Annotated in this window: 30 protein-coding genes and 1 other annotated feature; of the genes, 15 read left to right on the forward strand and 15 right to left on the reverse strand. The window is 56.1% G+C overall.

From position 1 onward, the window contains the following. The 3 genes from ffh to RT018_RS03820 form a co-directional block, all read left to right on the forward strand. Window positions 1-1,071: signal recognition particle protein (gene ffh / locus RT018_RS03810; RefSeq protein ID WP_312939444.1), on the forward strand; the 1,071-nt coding region annotated here is incomplete at its 5' end. Window positions 1,072-1,144: 73 nt separating this feature from the next. Next, window positions 1,145-1,384: a 30S ribosomal protein S16 gene (gene rpsP / locus RT018_RS03815; protein ID WP_312613632.1), complete on the forward strand. Its 240-nt coding sequence runs from the start codon at window positions 1,145-1,147 to the stop codon at window positions 1,382-1,384. A 14-nt stretch (window positions 1,385-1,398) separates the two neighbouring features. Then, the gene (locus RT018_RS03820) at window positions 1,399-1,629 is read left to right on the forward strand and encodes a KH domain-containing protein (RefSeq protein ID WP_312939447.1); all 231 of its coding nucleotides are present in this window, start codon (window positions 1,399-1,401) and stop codon (window positions 1,627-1,629) included. A 54-nt stretch (window positions 1,630-1,683) separates the two neighbouring features. On the opposite strand, the gene RT018_RS03825 is transcribed toward RT018_RS03820, so the two are convergent. Continuing rightward, the gene (locus RT018_RS03825) at window positions 1,684-1,923 is read right to left on the reverse strand and encodes a helix-turn-helix transcriptional regulator (protein ID WP_312939449.1); all 240 of its coding nucleotides are present in this window, start codon (window positions 1,921-1,923) and stop codon (window positions 1,684-1,686) included. A gap of 105 nt (window positions 1,924-2,028) precedes the next feature. On the opposite strand from RT018_RS03825, the gene RT018_RS03830 reads away from it, so the two are divergent. From RT018_RS03830 to RT018_RS03855, 6 genes are all read left to right on the forward strand, one after another. After that, on the forward strand, window positions 2,029-2,157 hold the full coding sequence (locus RT018_RS03830) for a hypothetical protein (protein WP_312939451.1): 129 nt from the start codon (window positions 2,029-2,031) through the stop codon (window positions 2,155-2,157). A gap of 182 nt (window positions 2,158-2,339) precedes the next feature. After that, window positions 2,340-2,846: a ribosome maturation factor RimM gene (gene rimM / locus RT018_RS03835; RefSeq protein WP_312939453.1), complete on the forward strand. Its 507-nt coding sequence runs from the start codon at window positions 2,340-2,342 to the stop codon at window positions 2,844-2,846. Next, the gene (gene trmD / locus RT018_RS03840) at window positions 2,836-3,618 is read left to right on the forward strand and encodes a tRNA (guanosine(37)-N1)-methyltransferase TrmD (protein WP_312939455.1); all 783 of its coding nucleotides are present in this window, start codon (window positions 2,836-2,838) and stop codon (window positions 3,616-3,618) included. The genes rimM and trmD overlap by 11 nt, the downstream gene beginning before the upstream one ends. Window positions 3,619-3,891: 273 nt before the next feature. After that, window positions 3,892-5,973, forward strand: coding sequence for a methyl-accepting chemotaxis protein (locus tag RT018_RS03845; RefSeq protein WP_312939457.1), 2,082 nt, complete (start codon window positions 3,892-3,894; stop codon window positions 5,971-5,973). A 182-nt stretch (window positions 5,974-6,155) separates the two neighbouring features. Next, entirely contained in the window at window positions 6,156-7,340 is a 1,185-nt protein-coding gene (locus RT018_RS03850; RefSeq protein WP_312939458.1) for a pyridoxal phosphate-dependent aminotransferase, read from the forward strand. A gap of 173 nt (window positions 7,341-7,513) precedes the next feature. Further along, a complete protein-coding gene (locus tag RT018_RS03855; protein ID WP_312939459.1) occupies window positions 7,514-7,939 on the forward strand; it encodes a VOC family protein in 426 nt (141 codons plus the stop codon). A gap of 104 nt (window positions 7,940-8,043) precedes the next feature. On the opposite strand, the gene rplL is transcribed toward RT018_RS03855, so the two are convergent. The 12 genes from rplL to RT018_RS03915 form a co-directional block, all read right to left on the reverse strand. After that, entirely contained in the window at window positions 8,044-8,415 is a 372-nt protein-coding gene (rplL, locus tag RT018_RS03860; RefSeq protein WP_312939461.1) for a 50S ribosomal protein L7/L12, read from the reverse strand. Between the two features lie 46 nt (window positions 8,416-8,461). Further along, window positions 8,462-9,025: a 50S ribosomal protein L10 gene (rplJ, locus tag RT018_RS03865; RefSeq protein WP_312939463.1), complete on the reverse strand. Its 564-nt coding sequence runs from the start codon at window positions 9,023-9,025 to the stop codon at window positions 8,462-8,464. Between the two features lie 83 nt (window positions 9,026-9,108). Continuing rightward, window positions 9,109-9,238: a sequence feature (ribosomal protein L10 leader region), on the reverse strand. Between the two features lie 56 nt (window positions 9,239-9,294). Continuing rightward, on the reverse strand, window positions 9,295-9,987 hold the full coding sequence (gene rplA / locus RT018_RS03870) for a 50S ribosomal protein L1 (RefSeq protein ID WP_312939466.1): 693 nt from the start codon (window positions 9,985-9,987) through the stop codon (window positions 9,295-9,297). An 88-nt stretch (window positions 9,988-10,075) separates the two neighbouring features. Further along, entirely contained in the window at window positions 10,076-10,501 is a 426-nt protein-coding gene (gene rplK, locus RT018_RS03875) for a 50S ribosomal protein L11 (protein WP_312939468.1), read from the reverse strand. A gap of 100 nt (window positions 10,502-10,601) precedes the next feature. Next, on the reverse strand, window positions 10,602-11,129 hold the full coding sequence (gene nusG, locus RT018_RS03880; protein WP_312939470.1) for a transcription termination/antitermination protein NusG: 528 nt from the start codon (window positions 11,127-11,129) through the stop codon (window positions 10,602-10,604). Between the two features lie 10 nt (window positions 11,130-11,139). Beyond that, a complete protein-coding gene (gene secE / locus RT018_RS03885) occupies window positions 11,140-11,349 on the reverse strand; it encodes a preprotein translocase subunit SecE (protein ID WP_312939471.1) in 210 nt (69 codons plus the stop codon). 31 nt (window positions 11,350-11,380) lie between these two features. Continuing rightward, window positions 11,381-11,530 carry a 50S ribosomal protein L33 gene (gene rpmG, locus RT018_RS03890; RefSeq protein ID WP_293009483.1) on the reverse strand — a complete coding sequence of 50 codons (150 nt, stop codon included), beginning with the start codon at window positions 11,528-11,530 and terminating at the stop codon, window positions 11,381-11,383. 212 nt (window positions 11,531-11,742) lie between these two features. After that, window positions 11,743-12,159, reverse strand: coding sequence for a Holliday junction resolvase RuvX (gene ruvX, locus RT018_RS03895; RefSeq protein WP_312939473.1), 417 nt, complete (start codon window positions 12,157-12,159; stop codon window positions 11,743-11,745). Window positions 12,160-12,284: 125 nt separating this feature from the next. Further along, complete coding sequence (locus tag RT018_RS03900; protein WP_312939474.1) at window positions 12,285-13,559, reverse strand: DUF2812 domain-containing protein; 1,275 nt, start codon at window positions 13,557-13,559, stop codon at window positions 12,285-12,287. After that, window positions 13,544-13,867 (reverse strand): PadR family transcriptional regulator, encoded by a 324-nt coding sequence (locus tag RT018_RS03905; RefSeq protein WP_312939475.1) that lies wholly within the window; start codon window positions 13,865-13,867, stop codon window positions 13,544-13,546. The genes RT018_RS03900 and RT018_RS03905 overlap by 16 nt, the downstream gene beginning before the upstream one ends. A gap of 214 nt (window positions 13,868-14,081) precedes the next feature. Then, window positions 14,082-15,323 (reverse strand): threonine synthase, encoded by a 1,242-nt coding sequence (locus tag RT018_RS03910; protein ID WP_312939476.1) that lies wholly within the window; start codon window positions 15,321-15,323, stop codon window positions 14,082-14,084. A gap of 30 nt (window positions 15,324-15,353) precedes the next feature. After that, window positions 15,354-15,542, reverse strand: a complete 189-nt coding sequence (locus tag RT018_RS03915) for a YlcI/YnfO family protein (RefSeq protein WP_294855686.1) — start codon at window positions 15,540-15,542, stop codon at window positions 15,354-15,356. A gap of 136 nt (window positions 15,543-15,678) precedes the next feature. Between RT018_RS03915 and RT018_RS03920 the strand changes: the two genes are divergently transcribed. After that, a complete protein-coding gene (locus RT018_RS03920; RefSeq protein WP_312939477.1) occupies window positions 15,679-15,867 on the forward strand; it encodes a hypothetical protein in 189 nt (62 codons plus the stop codon). Between the two features lie 69 nt (window positions 15,868-15,936). On the opposite strand, the gene RT018_RS03925 is transcribed toward RT018_RS03920, so the two are convergent. Together RT018_RS03925 and RT018_RS03930 are read right to left on the reverse strand one after the other, a co-directional pair. Continuing rightward, entirely contained in the window at window positions 15,937-17,412 is a 1,476-nt protein-coding gene (locus tag RT018_RS03925) for a pyridoxal-5-phosphate-dependent protein subunit beta (protein ID WP_312939479.1), read from the reverse strand. Further along, a complete protein-coding gene (locus RT018_RS03930; RefSeq protein WP_312939482.1) occupies window positions 17,409-18,038 on the reverse strand; it encodes a helix-turn-helix transcriptional regulator in 630 nt (209 codons plus the stop codon). The genes RT018_RS03925 and RT018_RS03930 overlap by 4 nt, the downstream gene beginning before the upstream one ends. 249 nt (window positions 18,039-18,287) lie before the next feature. Here RT018_RS03930 and RT018_RS03935 point away from each other — a divergent pair, with 249 nt between their 5' ends. The 5 genes from RT018_RS03935 to RT018_RS03955 form a co-directional block, all read left to right on the forward strand. Next, window positions 18,288-19,667, forward strand: a complete 1,380-nt coding sequence (locus RT018_RS03935) for a YgeY family selenium metabolism-linked hydrolase (RefSeq protein WP_312939484.1) — start codon at window positions 18,288-18,290, stop codon at window positions 19,665-19,667. Between the two features lie 78 nt (window positions 19,668-19,745). Next, window positions 19,746-20,939 carry a knotted carbamoyltransferase YgeW gene (ygeW, locus tag RT018_RS03940; RefSeq protein WP_312939485.1) on the forward strand — a complete coding sequence of 398 codons (1,194 nt, stop codon included), beginning with the start codon at window positions 19,746-19,748 and terminating at the stop codon, window positions 20,937-20,939. A gap of 115 nt (window positions 20,940-21,054) precedes the next feature. Then, a complete protein-coding gene (gene arcC / locus RT018_RS03945) occupies window positions 21,055-21,987 on the forward strand; it encodes a carbamate kinase (RefSeq protein WP_312939486.1) in 933 nt (310 codons plus the stop codon). A 220-nt stretch (window positions 21,988-22,207) separates the two neighbouring features. Beyond that, a complete protein-coding gene (locus RT018_RS03950; RefSeq protein WP_312939488.1) occupies window positions 22,208-23,452 on the forward strand; it encodes a BMP family ABC transporter substrate-binding protein in 1,245 nt (414 codons plus the stop codon). 346 nt (window positions 23,453-23,798) lie between these two features. After that, window positions 23,799-23,979, forward strand: a 181-nt coding sequence (locus tag RT018_RS03955; protein ID WP_397359668.1) for an ATP-binding cassette domain-containing protein, incomplete at its 3' end; no start/stop codon positions are given.

Genomic DNA, 23,979 nt, shown 5'->3' on the forward strand with positions numbered 1-23,979 from the left:
ATCATGGCCAACAGCGGGCCGACCGTAGTGATGCTGGTGGGCCTTCAGGGCGCGGGCAAGACTACCAACGGCGCAAAGCTTGCGGGCTATCTGCGCAAGATGTACGGAAAGCGCCCTCTGCTGGTGGCCTGCGATGTATACCGTCCCGCCGCCGTGGAGCAGCTCAAGGTCGTCGGCGGTCAGCTTGATTTGCCCGTGTACGACGAGGGGCAGGGCAACCCGGTCAAAATTGCGGAAAACGCCCTGCGTCACGCCCGGGACCATGGCAACGATCTGGTGCTTTTGGATACCGCCGGACGTCTCCATATTGACGATGCGTTGATGGACGAGCTGCGGCGGATGAAAGCCGCCGTCCGTCCCAATGATATTCTCCTTGTGGTAGACGCTATGACCGGTCAGGATGCGGTAAACGCCGCCGCCGCTTTCGACGAGGCGCTGGGCATCGACGGCGTGGTCCTCACCAAGCTGGACGGCGATGCACGGGGCGGCGCGGCTCTCTCCATCCGGGCGGTCACCGGAAAGCCCGTGAAATTCGCGGGCACCGGGGAAAAGCTGGACATGATCGAGCCTTTCCACCCCGACCGTATGGCCTCCCGCATTCTCGGCATGGGTGACATGCTGACTTTGATTGAAAAAGCCGAACAGAACTACGATGAAAAGCAAGCCAAAAAACTTCAGGAAAAGCTGCGAAAAAACTGTTTCACGCTGGAGGATTATCTGGACCAGCTCCGCCAGCTTCGGGGCATGGGCGATCTGAGTCAGATTGCCGGGATGCTTCCCGGCATGGGCGACAAGCTGCAAGGCGCCACGCTGGACGAAAAAGCCCTCGCCCATACGGAGGCCATCATCCTCTCCATGACTCCCCGAGAGCGGGAAAACCCCGACGTTTTGAATGCCAGCCGTAAGCGGCGCATCGCCGCAGGCAGTGGCTGCCCGGTGGTGGAAATCAACCGGCTTTTAAAACAGTTTGAAATGGTTCGGGATTTGACGAAGCAGGTGTCCCGGGGGCGGTTCGCAGGCTTTGGCGGCATGGGGCACGGTCAGGGCAAGAAGAAGCGGAAAAAGAAGTAATACTCGTTTAAGTATATAAGTGCAGCCGCATTTATAGATAAAATTTCTCACAATTTTTTGGAGGTACACATTTATGGTTAAGATCAGACTGCGCCGTCTCGGTGCCAAAAAGGCTCCTTTCTACCGTTTGGTGGTGGCCGATTCCCGCTTCCCTCGGGATGGCCGCTTCATCGAGGAAATCGGCACCTATAACCCCTGCGTCAACCCCGCCGAAATCAAGATTGACACTGAGCGTGCCCAGGCCTGGATTAAGTCCGGTGCCCAGCCCACCGACACGGTGCGGGCTTTGCTGAAAAAAGTGGAAGTCCTCTAAGCCGGAGGGCAGATATGAAGGACTTGCTGCTCTATATCGCCAGAAACCTCGTGGACGATCCTGACGCCGTTTCCGTCACGGAAATTCCCGGTGAGCAGGAACTGACGTTGGAGCTGCGCGTCGCCCCCGACGACATGGGCAAAGTCATCGGCCGTCAGGGTCGCATCGCAAAGGAGATTCGCACCGTGGTGCGCTCCTATGCCCAGCGTACCGGTATAAAGGTTTCCGTGGATATCATGGACTGAACAAAGCGAGGGAGGATACGTCCTCCCTCGTTTTCTGCCCAAATCACCGCTCCCTCAATCCATCCCCACGAAGAAATCAGCATAATCGCACTGGAAAACAGACCGCAACGCAACCAACTCACTGGCCCGGATGTTATAGGTCCCATTTTCAATATGGGCATAAAAATCCCGGGACATGTTCAGCCCGAACAACTGCATTTTAATCGCCACCTGCTCCTGAGTTAACCCAGCCTTTATCCGCAATATCCGCAGGTTCGCACCGATGCAAAAATCCTGCTTGATTTTCTGATTCATCACATATCACTCCAAAACTGTGTGGAAAATCACACATATGTGTTGAGTATATGAAAAATCTCTGTTATCACTGTGTGGTATACCACACAGTGAAGGCGATTAAACATGAATCGAAACATTTATCGCCAGCTTGCCAAAAAGCACGGTGTGACCGCGAAAGAAATTCGGCAGGATATGCAATCCGCCCTCAACGCCGCTTATGAAAATCCAACCCATACCGTAGAAACCGTCTAGGCACAAAGCGCGGTTCTGCGGAGCGACAACGTACCCACGTTTCTTCTTCACGCCGTCCGGGAGGCCCGCCGCCGGACGGAAAAGGGCGGAATTGCCCCATGCCTCCCTGCCCCTTGTCAATCCGGCGCGGGTTGGGTATAATACTTTATATCATCCCTTGATACTTCCGGAAGGAGTTACAAATGAAACTGGACTATATTCAAATCGGCCGCATTGTCAATGCCCACGGTATCCGTGGCGAGGTGCGGCTGCTGCCTCAGGGCTTTGACCCAGCCTATCTCACCGCCTTTAAAACTTTTTATCTAGGCAAGGATAAAACCCCCGTTGTCCCCACCGCGAACCACGTCCACAAGGGCTTTGTTCTGCTGAAATTCCCCGGCGTGGACGACATGAACGCCGCTCTTTCCTATAAGGAGCGGCCTGTCTTCATTCGCCGGGAGGACGCAGCCGACGGTGAGCCCTTTGACGACGAGCTCCTTGGCATGGACGTGAAAAATGCCGATACCGGTGAGCTTCTCGGCAAGCTGACTTTAATTGAGGACTATCCCGCCAGCAAGGTTTACACAGTGACGGGGCAGCATACCTACCTCATCCCCGCCGTTCCGGAGGTTTTTATCCAGTCCGTGGATTTAGACGCAAACGAAATGCTGGTCCACATTCTGAAAGGAATGGAAACCGATGCGAATTGACATTCTGACCCTGTTTCCCGAAGCCGTGGACGCCATGCTGAACGTCAGCATTCTGGGGCGGGCGCAGGAACGTGGGTTTATCGCCATAAAGTCCCACCAGATTCGTGAATATACCACCAATAAACAGATGCAGGTGGACGATTACCCATACGGTGGGGGCCGGGGGGCGGTGATGCAGGCCGACCCGCTCTACCGCTGCTGGGCCTACGTAACGGAAACCTTCGGCCCCGGACGCACCATCTATCTCTCTCCTTGCGGACGGGTGTTCACTCAGACAGTGGCCCGGGAATTGAAAGAACGATATGACCATCTGATTCTGGTCTGCGGCCACTATGAAGGGGTGGACCAGCGATTTTTGGACGAGTGTGTGGACGAGGAGCTGTCCATGGGCGACTTTGTCCTAACCGGCGGGGAAATCCCCGCCATGGCGGTGTGCGACGCGGTGTGCCGCATGGTTCCCGGCGTTTTGCCGGACGAGGAGTGCTTCACGGAGGAGTCCCACTGGGACGGACTGCTGGAGCATCCCCAGTATTCCCGTCCCGCCGTTTGGCACGACCGGGAGGTCCCTCCCATTCTGGTTTCCGGCGACCATGCAAAAGTCGCCGCCTGGCGGAAAAAAGAAAGCTATAAGCGCACCATGGCTCGCCGACCGGACCTCTTCGCCGCCTTTGACGAAACGCAGCTTACCACCAAAGCGGATCGCAAAATATTTCAACAAGCCAAAGATGAATTTGCAGCAGAAGCGCCATTTTTACCCCAGCAGGGGGGTTAACTTCGTTTTTCACTTGGGCTTTACGTCATTTCCCCCTCACACGCATCCCTTTTGTGACATGAATTTATAAATTTTGCATAATTTTAATCATTTTGCACTTGTCAATTTTTGGCACTGCATGATATAATGCAAACGTCACCTGGGTATTTTTCGCGGCTGCGTCCGCGGACGAGGGAAACTCATATTTTCGTGGGGGACAGCAGTGTGAGCTGTCCCTCTGTTTTTTGAGCATTCCCGAAGACCCAAACGCAAATTGATTGGGAGGGTATTGTTTTGAAAGAGAATGCTTTTGCAAAGCCCAAAAAAGACAGAGAGAAGCGCGCCCGCCGGTCCGGTATTCAAAGCCGGATTGTCCTTTTGGCAGTCTTATCCTGCGTCGGCTCCCTTCTGCTTTCCAACCTCATCGGCGGTTTCATCACCACCTCCTCCGGACACGCCTCCTCCTATCGGCTTCTGGAGAGCAAAACCGTCGGCGTTGCGTCGCAGGTTTCGGAGAACATGAACAAAGCCTTCGCCGTGGCAGAAAGCATTGCGTACAGCGGCGACCTTCGCTCTTCGGACCCGGAGGCCCAGCGCGGTGCGCTGATCGCCACCCTTGAGCACAACCCCTATTTTATTCTGTTTTATCAGCAGGGCATGGACGGAGAGCAGAGCGCGCGAAGCTCCGGAAACCTTGGCAACCGGGCAGACCGTTGGTGGTTCAAACAAATTATGTCCGACTCCACGCCCTTTGTCACCAAGTCCTATCTGGATATCAATACAAAAAGCGCTGTCTCTTCCATTATCTATCCTGTCTATGCCCCCGGCCCGGGCAAGCAAATGACCGGAGTTCTGGGCTGTGACCTCAGCCTTCAAAAGCTTCAGGAGATTGTGGAAGACTATAACACCGAGGATACTTACTCTGTCATTGTGGACGGGGAGGGCGTCGTGGTGGCCCATCCGGACACGGAGCAGGTGGCCGAGATGTACAACTATCTCTCCGGCATCAAAACAGTGGTCACAGGCGATCAGGAGTCTCAGGAAAACTTTTCACTTTCCCCCGAGCTGAAGTCTTTGACCGCCGCCGCCCTAAGCGGTGAAAACGGCATTCAGGAACAGGCCGACGAAAACACGATTTACGCCTATGCACCCATTTCTCTTCCCGGCGGGTCCGACGACTGGGCCGTGGTCACCATCCAAAATCGGTCCGCCGCCTATGCCGACACCACCCGGATGATTCAGTCCAATATTCTTCTGGCGCTGGCGCTTGTGGTCGTTATCACTGCCGTTTCCCTTTTGTTCAGCCGCAGACTGGTCCGCCCGCTGCGGGAGCTTCACCAGGCCGCCGTTCAAATCGCCGAAGGCGACTTGAATGTGGATATCTCGGTTTCCAGCCGGGATGAGATTGGCGAGCTTGCTCTTTCCATGCACGCCACGGTGGACCGGCTGAAGTCCTACATGGATTATATCAACGAAATCACCGATGTTTTAAAGCAGCTCTCCACCGGTAATATGCGCTTCACTCTGATTCACGACTACACCGGGGAATTCTCCAGAATTAAAGACGCGCTCATGTCCATTCAGGTGACAATGAACCGCACCATGCTGCATATCCGGCAGGCCTCGGACGAGGTGTTCAGCGGCTCCGAACAGGTGGCCAACGGCGCACAGGCTCTTTCTCAAGGCTCTACAGAACAGGCCAGCTCCACCGAGGAATTGTCCGCTGCCATTGAAGAGTTGGCCGCCAAGGTTCGCCAGAACGCGCAGGATGCCGCCGAGGCCAGCTCCATCTCCGCGGAAACCGAAGTCTACATTTCCGAGAGCAACGCCCGCATGGCAGAAATGACCGTCGCCATGCAGGAGATTGAAACCACTTCCGGCGAAATCGGAAAGATTATTAAAACCATTGATGACATTGCCTTCCAAACCAACATTCTGGCTTTGAATGCAGCGGTGGAAGCTGCCCGTGCGGGTGTGGCGGGCAAGGGCTTTGCCGTGGTGGCGGACGAGGTGCGCAATCTCGCCGGAAAATCCGCAGAAGCCGCCAGGAACACCACCGCCCTCATTGAAAACGCCCTCAGTTCCATTCAGGCAGGCACGCAAATTGCCAATACCGCCGCCGATTCCATGGACGCGGTGGTGCAGCATACGGAGTCCATCAACAAGAAAATCTCCAACATTGCGCAGGCTTCCGACGAGCAGGCCCACTTTGCCCGGCAGATTACCACCGGCATTGACCAAATTGCCTCCGTTGTGCAGAACAACTCGGCCACCGCCGAGCAAAGCGCGGCCGCCAGCGAACAGCTTTCCGCGCAGGCGCAGACTCTGAAGACTCTGGTGGACAGCTTCGTTCTGGGCGAGGAGGATGACCTCTGAGCACTGATACCCCAGCCATAACCTCCGGAGGAGACGCTGTGCGTCTCCTCCGGATTATCTCTATACAGGACGAAAAACCCGTTTCCTTCTTCCCCAAAACGTGCTATGATGAATAACAAATAGATTTTACCGCACATTCAAGCGGGCCGCCCCACGCACGGCGGCGGGAAGGACTTTGATGTATGATTTCTCAAAAAATGTTGGCTTTGGGCCAATCCCGCTCCTGCATCCGGGAGCTGTTTGAATACGGCATGAAGCAGGCGGCCGTCGTGGGCCGGGAAAATGTCTTTGACTTTTCCATCGGCAACCCCTCCATTCCCTCCCCCGACGCGGTGAACGAAGCCTTTTTAGACATCGTGCGCACTGAGGACAGTCTGGATGTTCACGGCTACACCTCCGCCGCAGGCTATCCCGGTGTGCGCAAAGCCGTGACAGATGATTTAAACGCCCGGTTCGATGCCCATCTTCGTCCCGAAAATCTGTTCTTCACCTGTGGCGCGGCGCCGGCGATCATCTCCGTGGTACGGGCACTGGCGGTGGAAGGTGCGGAAATCGTAGGCGTGGCCCCCTTCTTTGCCGAGTACCGCCCCTATGTAGAAAGCAACGGTGCAAAATTCGTGGTCACTCCGCCCGAGACGCAACAGTTTCAAATTCGGCTGGATGACATGGCAACCCTCATTAATGAGCATACGCAGGCGGTTCTCATCAACTCCCCCAATAACCCCTCCGGCATTGTCTATACCAAGGAAACTCTTAAAAAACTTGCAGCCCTTCTGACAGAAAAAAGCCACCAGGTGGGCCATCCTATCTATATCATTGCGGACGAGCCTTACCGGGAGCTGGTGTACGACGACGCGGAAGTGAGCTGGGTCCCCAATATCTACCCCAATACCGTGGTGTGCTACTCCTATTCCAAGTCCCTGTCCCTTCCCGGAGAGCGCATCGGCTATGTCTGCGTGCCCGACTGTGCGGCAGACAGCGACTTGCTTTTCGCTGCGGTGGCGGGTGCCGCCCGTGCTCTGGGCCATGTCTGCCCCCCTTCCTTACAGCAGCGCGTTGTGGCCCGTTGCGCCGCGGAGCGGCCAGACCTAGCGGCCTATGACAAAAATCGCCGCACCCTGTACGACGCACTTACTTCCTTCGGTTACGACTGTCCCAAGGCCAACGGCGCGTTTTTTATGTTCGTCAAGGCCCCCGGCGGTAGCTCCACGGCGTTCTCCGACATGGCGAAGGAGAAAAACCTTCTGGTGGTCCCCGGTGACGACTTTGGCTGCCCGGAGTATTTCCGCCTGTGCACCTGCGTGTCATACGACACCATCCAGCGCAGCCTCCCTCTGTTTCAAGAGCTGATCGAAGCCTACCGCTGATCGCACAGATTTTTCTGCGAATTAGGCCGGTCGCTTAAAAAGCAATTCTCCGAGGGAACGGCCTTTTTACCAGAAAACAGTCTTAAAGCAGGATAAAAGTGCTCATAGTCATGTCCGCTTTTTTCACAGAACACCTATATATCAAATAACTTTAGTTCAGGAGGCCCAACGCTATGGATTCCAGTCTTAAAATCAAGCTATATTCGTTTACCATTGATTGCACAGACCCCTATGAGCTGGCAAAATTTTATGCGGAGCTGCTGGGATGGACCATTCCCTTTTACGATGAGGAATACGCCTGCCTTGGCGCTCCCGGTGCGCAGCAGGGCACGTATCCATGCATCACCTTTCAAAGGAATCCCTCTTATACGCCACCCGTTTGGCCAGAACAATCCGAAGCCCAACAGCAAATGGCACACCTGGATTTTGCGGTCAACGATTTGGAGGAGGCCGTGGCGCACGCAATTCGCTGTGGCGCAACCATGGCAAAGGCGCAGTTTTCCGATCACTGGCAGGTAATGCTGGACCCCGCCGGGCATCCGTTTTGTCTTTGTCAAATGCAGCCGCTGATGGAGCATCCGGATTTTGCACTGCTATAAGGGAATTTTGCGAAAATTCGTCTCTACTATTTTACCGAAGCGATAAAAAAAGCAGCCGTACAGAATTATCTGTACGGCTGCTTTCAGTTGCATATGGAAAAAGCTTACTTCAGCTCGACCTTTGCGCCGGCTTCCTCCAGCTTCGCCTTCATAGCCTCGGCGTCGTCCTTGGACAGGCCTTCCTTCAGCGTGGCGGGAGCGCCCTCGACGGTCGCCTTAGCCTCGGCCAGACCCTGATCGGTGATCTCGCGGACAGCCTTGATGACCTTGATCTTGGCAGCGGCGTCAAAGCCGGTCAGGACCACGTCGAAAGAGGTCTTCTCCTCAGCAGCGGGAGCGGCAGCACCAGCAGCGGGAGCAGCCATAGCGGCAGCAGAAACGCCGAACTCTTCCTCCAGAGCGTGCACCAGCTCGCTCAGCTCCAGAACGGTCAGGCCCTTGATCTCTTCGATCATAGCGGTAACTTTCTCAGACATAGTAGTAGCCTCCTAAATAAAAGTTGGTTTAAATTTGGATACCCGCTTATTCAGCGGCGGGAGCGGATTCCTCCGCTGCGGGAGCCTCGACAGCAGCTTCGGCGGCGGGAGCGGCTTCGCCGCCCTTCTCCGCAATCTGCTTGAGGACCACGGCCAGACCCGTGATGGGGGCCAGCATGGTGCCCAGAACCTGCGCCTGCAGGATGGGCAGAGCGGGAATTGCAGCCAGAGACTGAATGGTGGCGAGATCCACCACCTTGCCGTCCATGAAGCCGCCCTTGATCTCGAACTTACCGTCCATCTTCTTGGCGCAGTTGCACATGATGCGAGCGGGCGCCACCACGTCTTCGGACAGGGCCAGAGAAGTGGTTCCGTTCAGCAGACCGTCCAGCTCACCATAGCCGACGTTGTTGAACGCGAAGCGCAGCATGGTGTTCTTCACAACGGCGTAATCTACGCCGTTCTCGCGGCACTCCCGGCGAAGGACGGTGTCCTCCTCAACGGTGATACCCTTGTAGTCCACCAGGACGCCTGCGGTGGCCTTCTGAACCTTTTCGGTCAGCTCTGCCACAATCGCTTGCTTTGCACTCAGGACTTTTGCGTTAGGCATTCTTGTTTCACCTCCAGAGATTTTTGCGGAACGTCTCTACTCTCCCGGCGTGGGCCGTCAAGCAGAAGAATTCCGGGGGGTGCGTTCTAAAAAGGAAACCGTCCTTGTGCCCAAAAGACACAAGGACGGAATAGCTTCATCAAAAAGCCGTCCTCGGCAGGATTTCCGGAGTTTCCTCCCACCTGCTGTCTTTGGAACGCACGTTGTATTATATCAAACCGTCGGAATTTGTCAAGCGACAATTTCCCGGTCAGATATCACTTTTTTGCTCAGACCAGCTTGGCGGCGTTCATCTTCACGCCGGGGCCCATGGTGGAAGCCACCACGCAGCTACGGATATACTGACCCTTGGCAGCGGCGGGCTTCGCCTTGACGATGGCGCCCATGAGGGCATTGTAGTTCTCCGCCAGCTTCTCGGGGCCGAAAGAGGCCTTTCCGATGGGGCAGTGGATGATGTTGGTCTTGTCCAGACGGTACTCGATCTTACCGGCCTTGACTTCCTTCACGGCCTTGGCCACGTCGGGAGTGACGGTGCCCGCCTTGGGGGAAGGCATCAGACCCTTGGGGCCCAGCACCTTACCCAGACGGCCCACCAAGCCCATCATATCAGGGCTGGCGACAACCACGTCAAAGTCAAACCAGTTTTCCTTCTGAATTTTCTCCACCAGGTCCATGTCGCCCACATAGTCGGCGCCGGCTTCTCTGGCGGCTTCAGCCTTGTCGTCCTTCGCGAAAACCAGCACGCGAACGGTCTTTCCGGTGCCGTGGGGCAGAACGATGGCGCCGCGGACCTGCTGGTCGGCGTGCCGGGAGTCCACGCCCAGCTTCACGTGCAGCTCGACGGTCTCGTCGAACTTGGCAACGGCGCACTTGCACACCAGGCCCATGCCCTCCGTCGTCTCATAAACGGTTCCTTTATCGATCAGCTTTGCGCTGTCGGTATACTTCTTGCCTCTAAACAATGTTATTTCCTCCTCATAGTGGTTCTTCGGAATTCATCCTCCCACTGTATGCGGCTCTTGTGCCGCGCAAACGGGGACGGGTAGCGGCTCAGTCGCCCACCTCAACGCCCATGGAACGGGCGGTGCCGGCGATCATGCTCATGGCGCTCTCCAGACTGGAGGCGTTCAGATCGCGCATTTTCAGCTCCGCGATCTTCTGGATGGACGCCTTGGAAATGGTGGCCACCTTGGTCTTGTTGGGCACGCCGGAGCCGGACTCGATGTTGCATTCCTTCTTGATAAGAACCGCAGCGGGGGGAGTCTTGGTGATGAAGGAGAAGGAGCGGTCGCCGTACACCGTGATAACTACGGGAATAATCATACCCATGTCGTTCTTGGTGCGCTCGTTAAACTCCTTGGTGAACGCGGCGATGTTCACGCCATGCTGGCCCAGTGCGGGGCCCACGGGGGGAGCGGGTGTCGCTTTGCCCGCGGGAATCTGCAGTTTTACGTATCCTGTAATTTTCTGTGCCACTTTAGTAGCACCTCCTGTTTAAAATGTGGTGGCGGCCTTCTGGCCCCCTTTGGCGGGACGCAATGGTCCCTCCCACTTCAGCGGACGCCTGTCCGCTCTGTCAATCCACGACTTCCAGCTGATCCAGCTCCAGTTCCACGGGCGTTTCCCGTCCGAACATGGAAACCATCACGCTGACGCGGTTTTTCTCTGGCTCAATTTCCTCCACCACACCGGTAAAGGTGGACAGAGGACCGTCCACGATTTTCACATGGCTACCCACGGAGTATTTCACTTCGATCTCGTGTTTCTCCATGCCCATGGACAAGGCCTCTTCCTCCGTCAGAGGAATAGGCTTGTTGCTGGCCTCGCCGACAAACCCGGTCACGCCGCGGATATTCCGCACCAGATGCCAGGTTTCGTCCGTCATGACCATTTTAATCAGCACATAGCCGGGGAACACCTTACGTTCCACCTCTTTGGAGGCGCCGCCTTCGGTGATCTCTGTGACCGTTTCCAGAGGAATTTCGATTCTAAGAACCATGTCCTCCATATTTCGCCCGGTCACAAACTTCTCAATGCTGGTTTTTACCGCATTTTCATAGCCGGAATAGGTATGGATTACATACCATTTCGCGCTCTCAATCATCTCCCGCCCCTTACTTCAGAAACGTGATGATGAGCTGAATGCCGTTAATGAAAAAATAGTCGGCAATCCAGATGCACGCACCAATGAGCAAAGAACACAGCAGCACGGTTCCTGTGTCTTTGACAACCGTCTTGCGGTCGGTCCACACAATCTTTTTCATTTCGCTTTTCATTTCCCGAAACCAGCGGGTTCTGTCCTTCTTCTTGGCTTCTTCCGCCATGTTTACACGCCCTTTCTCGTCATTCGGTCAATCACTTCGTCTCGCTGTGGAGCGTGTGCTTCTTGCAGAAGGGGCAATACTTGTTCATTTCCATCTTGTCCGGGGTGTTCTTCTTGTTCTTCATGGTGTTGTAGTTTCTCTGCTTGCACTCGTTGCATCTCATGGTCACTTTCACGCGCATTTAACGGCACCTCCTTATTATTGGCCTCTTGTCCGGCTTGAGCCGGGGAAGCCGACTGCCTCCCTGCCCTCCAAAGCGGCCTTTGTCTCGCGCGAAAGCGAAAACGCGCACGACAAATAAACCCTTTTTCACAGGTAACGTTGATTTTAGCAGAAATAATGCCCTTAGTCAACCTGTTTTCTGAATTTTTTAGCAGGATTTTCTTTGTTTTCTCACAGTTTCTTCTTAAATGTGAGATATCCCTCCAAAATCAGTGCCGCCGCCACGGCATCCACGGTCTTCTTCCTCTTTTTTGCATTCTGTCCGTTGCCCTGCAAAATCCGGTGGGCATCGATGGTGGTCCGCCGCTCGTCCCAGAGCACCACGGGCAGTCCCACAGACTCCCGCAGAAGCGCCGCCATGGCCTCTGCCTTTTCCGCTCTTGGTCCCAGTGTCCCATCCATGTTCTTGGGATAACCCAAAACCAGCTCTTCCACACCGTATTCCTCTGCGAATTTTTTCACTCCTTCTGCCACCTGCTCGGGGCGGTAGGCGTTGATTACGGTGGTGGTCCCGGCCACAAAGCCGGTGGGGTCGGAGATAGCGATACCCGTGTGGGCGTCTCCGTAGTCAATGGCCATAATTCGCATGGCACTTTCCTCCAAATTCAAAATTAATATCCTTCGTATGATTCGGCTTTTTCCTAAGCGGCCACGCAGGCCACCCACCGCATAGCATTTTCTTTTTCCGGCGAGCGGCTCCACCCGCCCTGCCCTCAGTCCTCCAGCCTCTGCGCCAGCATGGGCAACAGCCGTTCCGTGCACCGGTCCCGGAAGACCTGTGCCTCCACGGGGTCGTCAAAATCGCCGTTGGTACGATCCAGATAAAACGTCATCACAATTTGCCGCCCATCTCGCACCAAGAGGACAAACTGATTCCAGTTGTCCTCGCCGGGGGGCGCTGCCCATGCCTCGTCCACCAGCTTTGTCTCCACCGGGGCAGTCTCTCCCATCCGGTAAAAACCGTCCGACCCGCGATACCACTCCATCTTCGTCAGAGCGTCAAAGGCCCGCTCTGCCGTCCAGACAAAGGGAAGCCGAATGCTCACGGTGCGCAGCTCCAAAATCGAGTTCATCTCTGCCTCATTGGCGCGCTCCCTCAACTCGTTAATCTCCGCCCCCATCCCCGTCCACTCGTGGTGAAGCTCTCCGGAAATTCCGTTCTCCGCAAGCGTTCCATCATAAAACTCCTCCAGCCGCACCGCCGGAAAATCTGCCGTCTCAGGCAGGGGAAGGATCCGGTCTGAAGCGATTCGTTGAATTCCCCGCGTGAGCGGCACGATAAGCACCCAGACCACCAAAAGAATCCTCAGCACGGAAATCACCACATACCGCCTATGGGCCTTGCGGTAATCCGCGTGATGATCCAATGGCTCTCCCCCCGCCAGGCGCTTGCGCAGCCGCCGGATATTCAGCCAGCCCCGCAAACTGTTCACCATCATCAACAGGCAAAAAGGAATCCAGTAAACTCTGATGAGATTCTCTCCGGTTACCAACAGATAAAATGTCAGTTCGGGCCGTCTCGGGCTTGTCACATCCCAAACTACCACGGCTATCAGGACCAGCATTAAAAAGAAATCTCTCCGCAGCTTTCCATGCAGCCGCTTCAGGGACTTTGCCTGCTCTACAGGGTCCGTGTGCAGCTCCGGCACACCCGCGTTTTCATCGGTCTGGAAAACATAATAACAAATATTCTTCCGAAAGCCCTCCTCCATATGGAGCACTGCAAAATGCCACCCGCAGGAATCGTACAGCGCCAGCTCATCCTCCGTCAGCACCCGGCTCAAAACATCTATGCGGTAGCGGGTTTTTTGGGGTGTTCCCCGCTTGAACCAGACGGACCATTGGGTAAAATGATCCACAAACAGCCCCTGTTCTGCCATGTCCGAAAACCAGCTCTCGTTGCGGTCCAAGTTCCACAGATCATCCGGCTTCCACCTGCGGACGTATTCCTCCTCGCCCTTCTCCTGATTCTCTACTCGGTCAAGCATTTCGTGTCCTCCCTCCAGCGCGTCTGATCCTCCAGCATGGCTTGCAGCCGCTCCGTTTCCGCCCGCAGCGCCGCCCGCCCTGTCTCCGTAATGGCATAGGTCTTGCGCCGCCCGTCGTTGTCCACGATTTCGATATACCGTTCCGCCTCCATCCGGGTCAAAACGCCGTACAGCGTCCCCGGCCCCATGTGCACCCGGCCCTGAGAAGCCCTCGGCACCGAGGCCATAATCTGATAGCCATGGCTGGGCACGGTCAGCACCAGCAAAATATAGTACATGGCCTCCGTCATCGGTCCCCCGATTGGCATTAGGCTTCCTCCCTCCGTTATATCGCGTCACAATATATCGCATCACGATATATTTTTTTCATCATACTCTGTATGCTTCTTGCTGTCAATCAAATGTTTGACGCGCGGAAATTTCTTCGCTCCCGGCGGATTGTCAATGCGCGGGAAAAAACAGCGTGGACGCCGGGAATTTTCCGGCGTCCACGCTGTTTCATCTCTCAACTTCCGGTGAAAATCATTCCACCACAATCCCCCGCTGGTCAAACTCCTTCAAAAGGCGCTCCATGTCGGAGGGAATGGTGATCGGCTCGCCGCAGGCCTTGATGGCGTTTGCCACGTCCTTGAGGCCGTTGCCGGTAACGATGGACACCACCGTGTCGTTCTTCCCCAGCACGCCCTGATCGCACAGTTTCTTCACGCCCGCCGCGCCGGTAACGCCTGCAGGCTCACCAAACACACCGCAGGTGCGGCCCAGCAGCTTTTGCGCCGCCATAATCTCCTCGTCGGAGACGTTGACCACAATTCCATTGGACTCCCGAATCGCCGCCAGCGCCTTGTCCGCGTTGCGGGGCACGCCCACGGCGATGGAGTCCGCCAGCGTGTTCTCCTCCATAGGCTCCCATGGCTTATTGTCCGTAATAGCCCGGTTCAGAGGGCAGCAGCCCTCCGCCTGGGCAGAAATCAACCGCGGAAGCCGGTCGATGAACCCAATGGCGTACAGGTCCTTCAAGCCCTTCCAGACGCCCGCGATGGTGCACCCGTCGCCCACGGACAGTGCCACATAATCCGGCACCTGCCAGCCAAGCTGCTCCATAATCTCCAGAGAAACCGTCTTCTTGCCCTCGGAGAGATAGGGATTGATGGCGGCATTGCGGTTGTACCAGCCCCACTTGTCAATGGCCTGCTTGGACAGCTCAAAGGTCTCCTCATAGCTGCCCTCCACGGAAATGACGGTGGCGCCGAAGGTCATCAGCTGGGCCACCTTCCCCTTGGGCGCGCGGGAGGGGACGAAAATATAGGTTTTCAGTCCGGCCGCCGCCGCGTTGCCCGCAAGGGACGAAGCCGCGTTTCCGGTGGAGGAGCAGGCGATCACCTTTGCCCCGGCCTCCTTGGCCTTGGCAACCGCCATGGCGGAGGCCCGGTCCTTCAAGGAAGAGGTGGGATTCTGCCCGTCGTCCTTCACCCACAGTCTGCCAAGCCCCAGCTCTTCGGCAAGGCGAGGCTCCTCGTATAGCGGGCTGTTGCCCACCCGCAGGGGGGTGTTTTCGGTGGTTACCTCGATGGGCAGCAGCTCGCGGTAGCGCCACATGGTCATGTCCCGCCGGTCCGCCAACTTTTCCTTGGTCAACTGGGTCTTGATATAGTCGTAATCGTATTCAATGTCTAGAATGCCCCCGCAATCGCAAATGGTCAGGTCGGGCACGGCAGCATGAGTCTTGCCGCAGCGGGTACACTTGCCATATTTCACATGTTTCATGGTTGGGTTCTCCTTATCAAATATGAGCGTTCACGCGTCGTCCGTGTTCTCTTCCTCCCGCAGATTCTCCAGCGCCACCCGCACAGCCTCCACCACGAAGGCGGAAAACGTGCAATTGGTCCCCCGGATGGAGGTTTCAACCTCTTCAATCACATCGTTTGGAAAGCGAATTGTCTTATTCGTTGATGCCGGAACTTTTGGAATCTTAAACTTTCTCACAGTGCACCTCGCAATACTTATTGTATTACCAATAGTATTGCATGATGCACCGCATTTTAAATATTGCAGTTTTCCATATAGAACTACTTGCATTTCACCTTGCGCAACTGTAAAATGTGTGTTGAGGTGAGCGTGTATGAAAAATTTTCCCGGAAACGACCAAGAATTCCCCAAGTATTATACAATCATTTTCAATGCAGTCACAGATGCCCTCCGGGAGCTGGATGCGGAAAATCCCGGGAAAGCGAAGGCACTGCTCATTCAGGGCCAGCAAGAGGCGGAGGAGGTATTTCTTTCTACCTTTGAGGGGCCGGAGGACAGCTAAACATCAGGGCGGGGCTTTCGGCCCCGCCCTGAGGCGTTTTTATCAACTTACAAAAGGGGATACTCCCGCTTACAGAGACTTCAAAACGCCGGTGGCCTCATTGAACTCGTTGATCAGCGTGTCCAGCTCTGCGGCCTGCTTGTGCACCGCGTCCCAAGTGCCATCCACGTTGTACCACAGGTCGTTCAGGTCCTGCACGGTGCGGCCCTGCTGCTCCACCCAGGTGTAATACTTCAGGTTATGGATGCGCTTGCGCTCCTCATAGGTCAGCTCCAGCAGGTTGTCGGTCTTCATGCCGAGCATGTGCAGAGCGTGGTCCAGAGCAGCTTCCTTCTCGGAGTATGCGCCGTGCTGCTCATTCAGCTCCTCGATGCGACTGCCATACATCACGGCGGAGTCGGTGAGGACGGTGGCAACCACGTCGTGCTCGGTCAACTCGTAATACTTCGCCATCTTGATGCAGCACAGCACATTGGCAATGCCGGAAATGCCCAGCCAGGTCAGCTTCTCAATCAGGTCCGCGTCCAGCTTCAGCTCTTCCTTTAGATACTTCTTGCCGTCCTCGGTGTTGAACAGGCGCAGCAAACGCTGAGAATCTTCGTCATCAATGGCAATGGCCATGTCGGTGTTCTTCACGTTGTGAATCCAGGGGATGTGCTTGTCGCCGATGCCCTCGATCCGGTGTCCGCCGAAGCCGTTGTTCAGGATGGTGGGGCACTGAAGCGCCTCGCCCACACCCAGCTTCAGCCGGGGATACTTGTCTTTCAGCAAATCGCCCGCACTCATGGTGCCGGCGGAGCCGGAGGTGAAGCACGCACCTGCGAAATTGTCGCCGGGGCGCTTGATGGATTCGTACAGGTCAGCCAGCGCGTTGCCGGTGACGTTATAGTGCCACAGGGGATTTCCCATCTCCTCAAATTGGTTGAAGACCATATACTGGGGATCCTGCTTCAGCTCCCAAGTCTTGTCGAAAATCTCCTTGACGTTGGACTCGCAGCCGGGGGTGGCGATGATTTCACCGGCGATGGTCTTCAGCCAGTCAAACCGCTCCTTGCTCATCTCCGCAGGGAGAATGGCAACGCTCTCGCAGGCCAGCAACTTGGAGTTGAACGCGCCGCCACGGCAGTAGTTGCCGGTGGAGGGCCAAACGGCCTTGTGGTGGGTGGCGTCAAACTGACCGGTGACCAGACGGGGGGCAAGGCAGCCGAAGGACGCGCCTACCTTGTGGCAGCCGGTGGGGAACCACTTGCCCGCCATGGCAATGATGCGGCAGGGCACGCCGGTGAGGGAGGAGGGCAGCTCCACATAGTTGGGGACGGCCTGGAACAGTCCGCCGCTCTCCTTGGCCTCGTTCTTCCACGTAATGCGGAACAGGTTCATGGGGTCCACGTCCCACATGCCCAGGTTTTTCAGCTTCGCCTGAATCTTCTCGGGAATCGTCTCGGGATGCTGCATCTGAGACACGGTGGGAATTACCACGCCGTTTTCCTTCGCCTTTTCAATGTTATGGGCAAGTCCCTGGGGATTTTTGGTCAAGTCAATCATAACTCTTTACCTCCTGATGTTTTTGAATCATCGATATAGGAATATAAGGTATACTTTGAGATGCCGAAGTATTTTGCCACCTTGTCGCCTGACTTGGTGACGAGAAACGCGCCGTTTTCGTTGAGAAAGCGGATGGCATTCACTTTGTCGTCCTTGGTCATCAGCGCCACCGGCTTTCCCACCAGCGCCACGGATTGATTGATCAATTCCTCCAAAAGGTCGTTGATGTTGACAATCCGCTCCGGCTCCGCCGGCTGCGGGCCGGGAACGTTGGTGAGAGAATGCACCGCATCCTCCACCATTAAGAGCTTTGACACGTCGAAGTTGATGGCAAGAATTGCAGCCACTTTTTTGTGGGCCCCCCGGATATAAATTGTGGAGGACTTGAGAATCTTCCCGTCCGGCGTGCGGGTGAGATAACAGTACTGGTCCTTAGGCTGGGCGTCCGACTGGGCGATTTGCTCCAGCACCACATAGGACGCGCCGTCTCCCACCTTCCGTCCGGAAACATGTCCATTCTCAATGACAACAATGCTGTGATCCGGGTGGCGGCTCAAGTCGTGCACCACCACCTCGCAGTCGCTTCCGAACTGCGCGGCGATTCCCGTGGCGATCTGACTGAGCATTTCCAGTTTTCCGCTTTCCGTGCGCTATCCCTCCTCCGGGACCAGCCTTTTCAGGCAAAAGTCCCTGTATTAACAGACCCATCATACCATACTTTGTGCAGAAATCAACCTGTTTGCAGAAAAATTTTTAGGTTTTCTTATTTTTTGTTTGACATCTGCGTTTCTTATGCTATGATGGGGATAGAAAAAGGGACGGCACAGTCCAAATCGTGTTAATTATTTTCATATATTTTTACAGGAGGTCGCAAAATGAATTTCGATGCAATCAAATCCGCTGCCAAGGGCTATGAAGCCGATATGACCAGATTCCTGCGGGATCTGATCGCGATTCCCAGCGAGAGCTCCAACGAAGAGGGCGTCATCCGCCGCATCGCCGCCGAGATGGAGAAGGTCGGTTTCGACAAGGTGGAGATTGACGGCGAGGGCAATGTGCTGGGCTGGATGGGCAACGGCGAGAAGATCATCGCCTATGACGCACATATCGACACCGTGGGCATCGGCAACCGGGAAAACTGGAAGTTCGATCCCTACGAAGGCTATGAGAACGAAACCGAAATCGGCGGCCGGGGCGGCAGTGACCAGGAGGGCGGCATCGTCTCCTCTGTCTACGGCGCGAAGATTATGAAGGATATGAACCTGATTCCCGAAGACGTGACCGTCCTCGTCACCGGCACGGTGCAGGAAGAGGATTGCGACGGCCTTTGCTGGCAGTATATCCACAACGAGGATAAAATCACGCCCGAGTTTGTCATTTCCACTGAGCCGACCGATGGTGGCATCTATCGCGGCCATCGGGGCCGCATGGAGATCCGCGTGGACGTGCGCGGCGTAAGCTGCCATGGCTCCGCCCCCGAGCGCGGCGACAACGCCATCTTCAAAATGGCCGACATTCTTCAGGATGTCCGCTCTTTGAACGAAAACGGCGACGGCCCCTCCAACGAAGTCAAGGGCCTTGTGAAGATGCTCAACCCCGCCTTCAACCCCGAGCATTATGAGGACGCGCAGTTCCTTGGCCGCGGCACCGTCACCGTGTCCGAAATTTTCTTCACCTCTCCCAGCCGCTGCGCCGTGGCAGATAGCTGCTCCGTGTCTTTGGATCGCCGCATGACCGCTGGCGAGACTTGGGATTCCTGCATCAAGGAAATTGAGAACCTGCCCGCCGTGAAGAAGTACGCTAAGGACGTGAAGGTTTCCATGTATATGTACGACCGTCCTGCATGGACGGGCCTGAAGTATGAGACGGAGTGCTACTTCCCCACCTGGATCAACAAAGAAACCGCGCCCCACATTCAGGCGCTGGCGGACGCGCACAAGGGCCTGTACGGCGACAAGCGCGTGGGCACGCCCACCTCTTCCGAAATCGCCCTTGAAAAGCGCAAGGCGCCCCTGATCGACAAGTGGACCTTCTCCACCAATGGCGTTTCCATTCAGGGTCGGTACGGCATTCCCTGCGTGGGCTTCGGTCCCGGCGCAGAATCTCAGGCCCACGCCCCCAACGAGATTACCTGGAAAGAGGATTTGGTTGCCTGCGCCGCCTTGTACGCCGCCGTCCCCTCCCTCTATAAGGGCAAGGGCACCGAGGACGTGAGTGTGTACCGCGGCGGCAAGACCAATAACGACATTAAATAAGCACGTTCTCTCATGTTCGCAAGATACCCTGTTTTCAAAGCAGGGACTGACTTTTTGATTTAAGAAGGAGTTATGGATATGTCCAAGACCATCGAACTGGCCAAGCATCTGGAGCACCTGCACACCAACAATATGTACAAGAACGATTTTTACTGGACCTGGGACAAGACCGACGAGGAGCTGGAGGCCATCTTCACCGTGGCCGACGCGTTGCGGGACTTGCGCGAGCGGAACAAATCCACCCGCGTGTTCGACTCCGGCCTCGGCATCTCCATCTTCCGGGACAACTCCACCCGCACCCGCTTCTCCTTCGCCTCCGCCTGCAACCTGCTGGGCCTTGAGGTTCAGGATCTGGACGAGAAGACCTCCCAGATCGCCCACGGCGAAACGGTCCGCGAGACGGCCAACATGGTGTCCTTCATGGCCGACGTCATCGGCGTCCGGGACGATATGTTCATCGGCGAGGGCCACAAATATCAGAAGACCTTCATGGACGCCGTGAAGGAAGGTTATCAGGACGGGATTTTGGAGCAACAGCCCAGCTTGGTGAACCTCCAGTGCGACGTGGACCATCCCACCCAGTGCATGGCGGATATGCTGCACGTCATCCATCAGTTCGGCGGCGTGGAGAACCTCAAGGGCAAAAAGGTCGCCATGACCTGGGCCTATTCCCCCTCTTACGGCAAGCCCCTCTCCGTTCCCCAGGGCGTCATCGGTCTGTTCACCCGCTTTGGCATGGACGTGGTTCTGGCGCATCCCGAGGGCTATGACGTGATGCCCGAGGTGGAGGAGATTGCCCGCAAGAACGCATCCGCCACCGGCGGCTCCTTCCAGAAGGTCGCCTCCATGGGCGAGGCCTTCCAGGGCGCGGACATCGTGTACCCCAAATCCTGGGCTCCCTTTGCCGCCATGGAGCAGCGCACAAAGCTGTATCAGGCGGGTGATACCGCCGGCATCAGCGAGCTGGAGAAGAAGCTCCTCGCGCAGAACGCCCTTCACAAGGATTGGGCCTGCACCGAGGAAATGATGAAGAAGACCAAGGACGGCAAAGCGCTCTACCTGCACTGCCTGCCCGCCGATATCACGGGTCTCTCCTGCCCCGAGGGCGAGGTGGACAGCTCCGTGTTCGATCGGTATTTGGTGCCCCTGTATAAGCAGGCCAGCTTCAAGCCCTATGTCATCGCCGCCATGATCATGATGAGCAAGGTGAAGGATCCCGCCTCCGCCCTGATGGCGCTCGACATGGCCGACAGCAAGCGCAAACTGTTCTAAGACGTTTCCATACCGGGTCCGGAGGACCGCCGGGCCCGGTATCTCCCGCCGGAACCTTTCCGACTGTGTGGCGGCGTTGCCGCCGCCACCATACTTTTATTTGAGGGGTATTTTTATGCCGAAGAAAATCGTGATTGCTTTGGGCGGAAACGCGCTGGGCAACAACCTGCCGGAGCAGATGATTGCCGTGAAGCAAACGGCAAAAGCCATTGTGGACCTGATTGAAGAGGGGCATCAGGTAGTCATCGCCCACGGCAATGGACCGCAGGTGGGCATGATCAACGTGGCCATGACCACCCTCTCCCGCGAGGATCCCTCCCACCCCATGGCGCCCATGTCGGTTTGCACCGCCATGAGCCAGGGCTACATCGGATACGATCTTCAAAACTCCCTGCGGGAAGAGCTTTTGAACCGCGGTATGGACAAGCCCGTGGCCACCGTCCTCACGCAAGTGGAGGTCAACGGCGAGGACCCCGCCTTCCAGAAGCCCACCAAGCCCATCGGCGCCTTTATGACCGAAGCCGAAGCCGAGGAAATGCGCCGTCGCGGCAACGCGGTGATGGAGGATGCAGGCCGGGGCTGGCGGCGCTGTGTGGCCTCCCCCAGACCGATCTCTATTATTGAAATTGAAACCATCCGTGCCATGTCCGACGCGGGACAGATCGTGGTGGCCTGCGGCGGCGGCGGCATCCCCGTCATCCGGGAGGGAAACCATCTCCGGGGCGCGGGTGCGGTCATCGACAAGGACTTTGCCTCCGAACTGCTGGCCGAGGAACTGGACGCCGACAGTCTCATTATTCTCACCGCCGTTGAGAAGGTGGCCGTCAACTTCGGAAAGCCCGACCAGAAATGGCTGGACTCCATGACGCCGGATCAGGCCCGCACCTACGAGCAAGAGGGCCAGTTTGCCCCCGGCAGCATGCTTCCCAAGGTGCAGGCCGCTGTGAAATTCGCCGAATCCAAGGCGAGCCGCACTGCCCTGATTACCTTTTTGGAAAAGGCCCGGGACGGCATTGCCGGAAAGACCGGAACCGCCATCTGTCAGTAATTTTCTGTTGTTTTTGCACAAAATCCCGTGCCCGGAAGTTCTTTTCCGGGCACGGGGTTTTGCCATATCTTCCAGATTTTTTGGTCTGCGCAAAAGCATAAGTAAAAACTTTGACAAATATAAAATAATGGATTGAAATTTAAAAGTGAACCTTGTATGATATGATTTGTGGAAAACCATTCACACTTTGGTTTTCAAACAAAATAAGGAGGATAACAGAATGAAGAAGTTTCTTGCAATGCTGCTGTCGGCCGTCATGATGATGAGTCTGGCCGCCTGCGGCAATTCCGGCACTCCCAGCGGCTCTGGCACTTCCCAGGGTTCTGCTTCCGGCAGCGACACCTCCACCAGCGATTTCAAGGTCGGCGCGATTCTGATCGGCGACGAAAACGAGGGCTACACCTTCGCCCATATGGAGGGCATTCAGGCCGCCTGCGCAACGCTGGGTATTCCCAGTGATAACCTGATCTTCAAATATACCGTTCCCGAGGATGAGAAGTGCTACGACGCCGCCGTCGATCTGGCGGAGCAGGGCTGCAGCATTATCTTCGCAAACTCTTTCGGCCACGAGACATATCTCATGCAGGCCGCATCGGAATATCCCGATGTTTACTTCGCCCACGCCACCGGTACCCACGCCAGAACTGCTGGCCTGGCCAATTTTGCAAATTTCTTTGACAACATCTACGAGGCCCGCTATGTCTCCGGCATCGTGGCCGGCATGAAGCTCAAGGAGATGATGGATGCCGGCTCTGTTACCGATCCTTACATCGGCTATGTCGGCGCGTATCCCTTTGCCGAGGTGGTTTCCGGCTACACCGCGTTCTTCCTGGGCATCCGCTCCATCGTGCCCGACGCCCACATGGACGTGACCTTCACCAACTCCTGGTTTGACATCAAGGCCGAGGGTGAGGCTGCCAACGCGCTGATCAGCCGCGGCTGCGTCATCATTGGCCAGCACGCTGACTCCACGGGCGCTCCCTCCGCCGTGCAGGCCGCCCACGACAAGGGCAACACCAACGTCTATTCCGTGGGCTACAACGTGGATATGCTCTCCGTCGCTCCCGACGTGGCGCTGACTTCTCCCCAGAACAACTGGGAAGTCGCCTATGAAGAGATTATCCGCACCGCCATGGATGGTGGCCAGCTTGAAACCGATTACTGCAACGGCTATGCCGAAGGCGGCGTGATGATTTCCCAGCTCGGCACCGCCTGCGCCCCCGGCACTCAGGAGGCAGTTGACGCGGCCATCGCCGCCATTAAGTCCGGCTCTGTGCACGTGTTTGACACCTCCACCTTCACCGTGGACGGCAAGCCTGTCACCAACGCGTTTGCCACCGATACCAACGGCGATTTCGTTCCCGACGCGGACGAAGCCATCATCGATGGTTACTATCACGAGTCTTACTTCCAATCCGCACCGTCTTTCTCTCTGGCGATTGACGGGATCACCAAGTTGAACTGACGCGTCCTTCTTCGGAAACCTTTCCGCAAGATTTTGGAACGCATCCGCACCCCCGCCGCGGAATTCGCGGCGGGGGTTGTTTTTTCTTCTATACGCCGGACGGGGCGGAAGCAGGGTGTACCGCCGCCCTCCAAAAGCAGCGCTTATATTTGGATGCTTTCCATAATTATTTTTGTTTTACCTAAAAAAAAATATTCAATTTCCACATTTTTAGGGCGAATTTTGATTTACAAGGCATTTAAACCATGCTATACTGATTTTGTTTTACAGGAGCCGGTCAACCCATCCGGCATTGTTCTTGCATAACGCATTTAGAGCCACTTTTGGCAGGAAAGGATGGTCTTTCTTGGAGAAAACCAGCGCAGTCCTCATGAAGCAGGTTACAAAGCGCTTTGGCGAAGTCGTCGCCAACGACGGCGTGGACCTTGAGCTTCGGCGCGGAGAGATTCTCTCTCTTTTGGGAGAAAACGGCAGTGGAAAAACCACGCTGATGAATATGCTCTCCGGCATCTACTTTCCCGACGGGG

It is taken from the genome of Oscillibacter sp. (assembly GCF_032060045.1).
Taxonomy (GTDB): domain Bacteria; phylum Bacillota; class Clostridia; order Oscillospirales; family Oscillospiraceae; genus Oscillibacter.

What these genes read in the sequence shown, in the direction of transcription:
- RT018_RS03855 (WP_312939459.1), top strand. Translation starts at nt 7,514, where the DNA reads ATGGATTCCAGTCTTAAAATCAAGCTATATTCGTTTACCATTGATTGC.
- ruvX (WP_312939473.1), bottom strand. Translation starts at nt 12,159, where the DNA reads ATGCGAATTATGGCCATTGACTACGGAGACGCCCACACGGGTATCGCT.
- rpsP (WP_312613632.1), top strand. Translation starts at nt 1,145, where the DNA reads ATGGTTAAGATCAGACTGCGCCGTCTCGGTGCCAAAAAGGCTCCTTTC.
- RT018_RS03830 (WP_312939451.1), top strand. Translation starts at nt 2,029, where the DNA reads ATGAATCGAAACATTTATCGCCAGCTTGCCAAAAAGCACGGTGTGACC.
- RT018_RS03930 (WP_312939482.1), bottom strand. Translation starts at nt 18,038, where the DNA reads ATGCTCAGTCAGATCGCCACGGGAATCGCCGCGCAGTTCGGAAGCGAC.
- rimM (WP_312939453.1), top strand. Translation starts at nt 2,340, where the DNA reads ATGAAACTGGACTATATTCAAATCGGCCGCATTGTCAATGCCCACGGT.
- RT018_RS03925 (WP_312939479.1), bottom strand. Translation starts at nt 17,412, where the DNA reads ATGATTGACTTGACCAAAAATCCCCAGGGACTTGCCCATAACATTGAA.
- ygeW (WP_312939485.1), top strand. Translation starts at nt 19,746, where the DNA reads ATGTCCAAGACCATCGAACTGGCCAAGCATCTGGAGCACCTGCACACC.
- RT018_RS03950 (WP_312939488.1), top strand. Translation starts at nt 22,208, where the DNA reads ATGAAGAAGTTTCTTGCAATGCTGCTGTCGGCCGTCATGATGATGAGT.
- RT018_RS03820 (WP_312939447.1), top strand. Translation starts at nt 1,399, where the DNA reads ATGAAGGACTTGCTGCTCTATATCGCCAGAAACCTCGTGGACGATCCT.
- rplJ (WP_312939463.1), bottom strand. Translation starts at nt 9,025, where the DNA reads ATGCCTAACGCAAAAGTCCTGAGTGCAAAGCAAGCGATTGTGGCAGAG.
- trmD (WP_312939455.1), top strand. Translation starts at nt 2,836, where the DNA reads ATGCGAATTGACATTCTGACCCTGTTTCCCGAAGCCGTGGACGCCATG.
- RT018_RS03900 (WP_312939474.1), bottom strand. Translation starts at nt 13,559, where the DNA reads ATGCTTGACCGAGTAGAGAATCAGGAGAAGGGCGAGGAGGAATACGTC.
- rpmG (WP_293009483.1), bottom strand. Translation starts at nt 11,530, where the DNA reads ATGCGCGTGAAAGTGACCATGAGATGCAACGAGTGCAAGCAGAGAAAC.
- RT018_RS03920 (WP_312939477.1), top strand. Translation starts at nt 15,679, where the DNA reads ATGAAAAATTTTCCCGGAAACGACCAAGAATTCCCCAAGTATTATACA.
- arcC (WP_312939486.1), top strand. Translation starts at nt 21,055, where the DNA reads ATGCCGAAGAAAATCGTGATTGCTTTGGGCGGAAACGCGCTGGGCAAC.
- RT018_RS03935 (WP_312939484.1), top strand. Translation starts at nt 18,288, where the DNA reads ATGAATTTCGATGCAATCAAATCCGCTGCCAAGGGCTATGAAGCCGAT.
- rplL (WP_312939461.1), bottom strand. Translation starts at nt 8,415, where the DNA reads ATGTCTGAGAAAGTTACCGCTATGATCGAAGAGATCAAGGGCCTGACC.
- RT018_RS03910 (WP_312939476.1), bottom strand. Translation starts at nt 15,323, where the DNA reads ATGAAACATGTGAAATATGGCAAGTGTACCCGCTGCGGCAAGACTCAT.
- RT018_RS03905 (WP_312939475.1), bottom strand. Translation starts at nt 13,867, where the DNA reads ATGCCAATCGGGGGACCGATGACGGAGGCCATGTACTATATTTTGCTG.
- RT018_RS03825 (WP_312939449.1), bottom strand. Translation starts at nt 1,923, where the DNA reads ATGAATCAGAAAATCAAGCAGGATTTTTGCATCGGTGCGAACCTGCGG.
- nusG (WP_312939470.1), bottom strand. Translation starts at nt 11,129, where the DNA reads ATGATTGAGAGCGCGAAATGGTATGTAATCCATACCTATTCCGGCTAT.
- secE (WP_312939471.1), bottom strand. Translation starts at nt 11,349, where the DNA reads ATGGCGGAAGAAGCCAAGAAGAAGGACAGAACCCGCTGGTTTCGGGAA.
- RT018_RS03850 (WP_312939458.1), top strand. Translation starts at nt 6,156, where the DNA reads ATGATTTCTCAAAAAATGTTGGCTTTGGGCCAATCCCGCTCCTGCATC.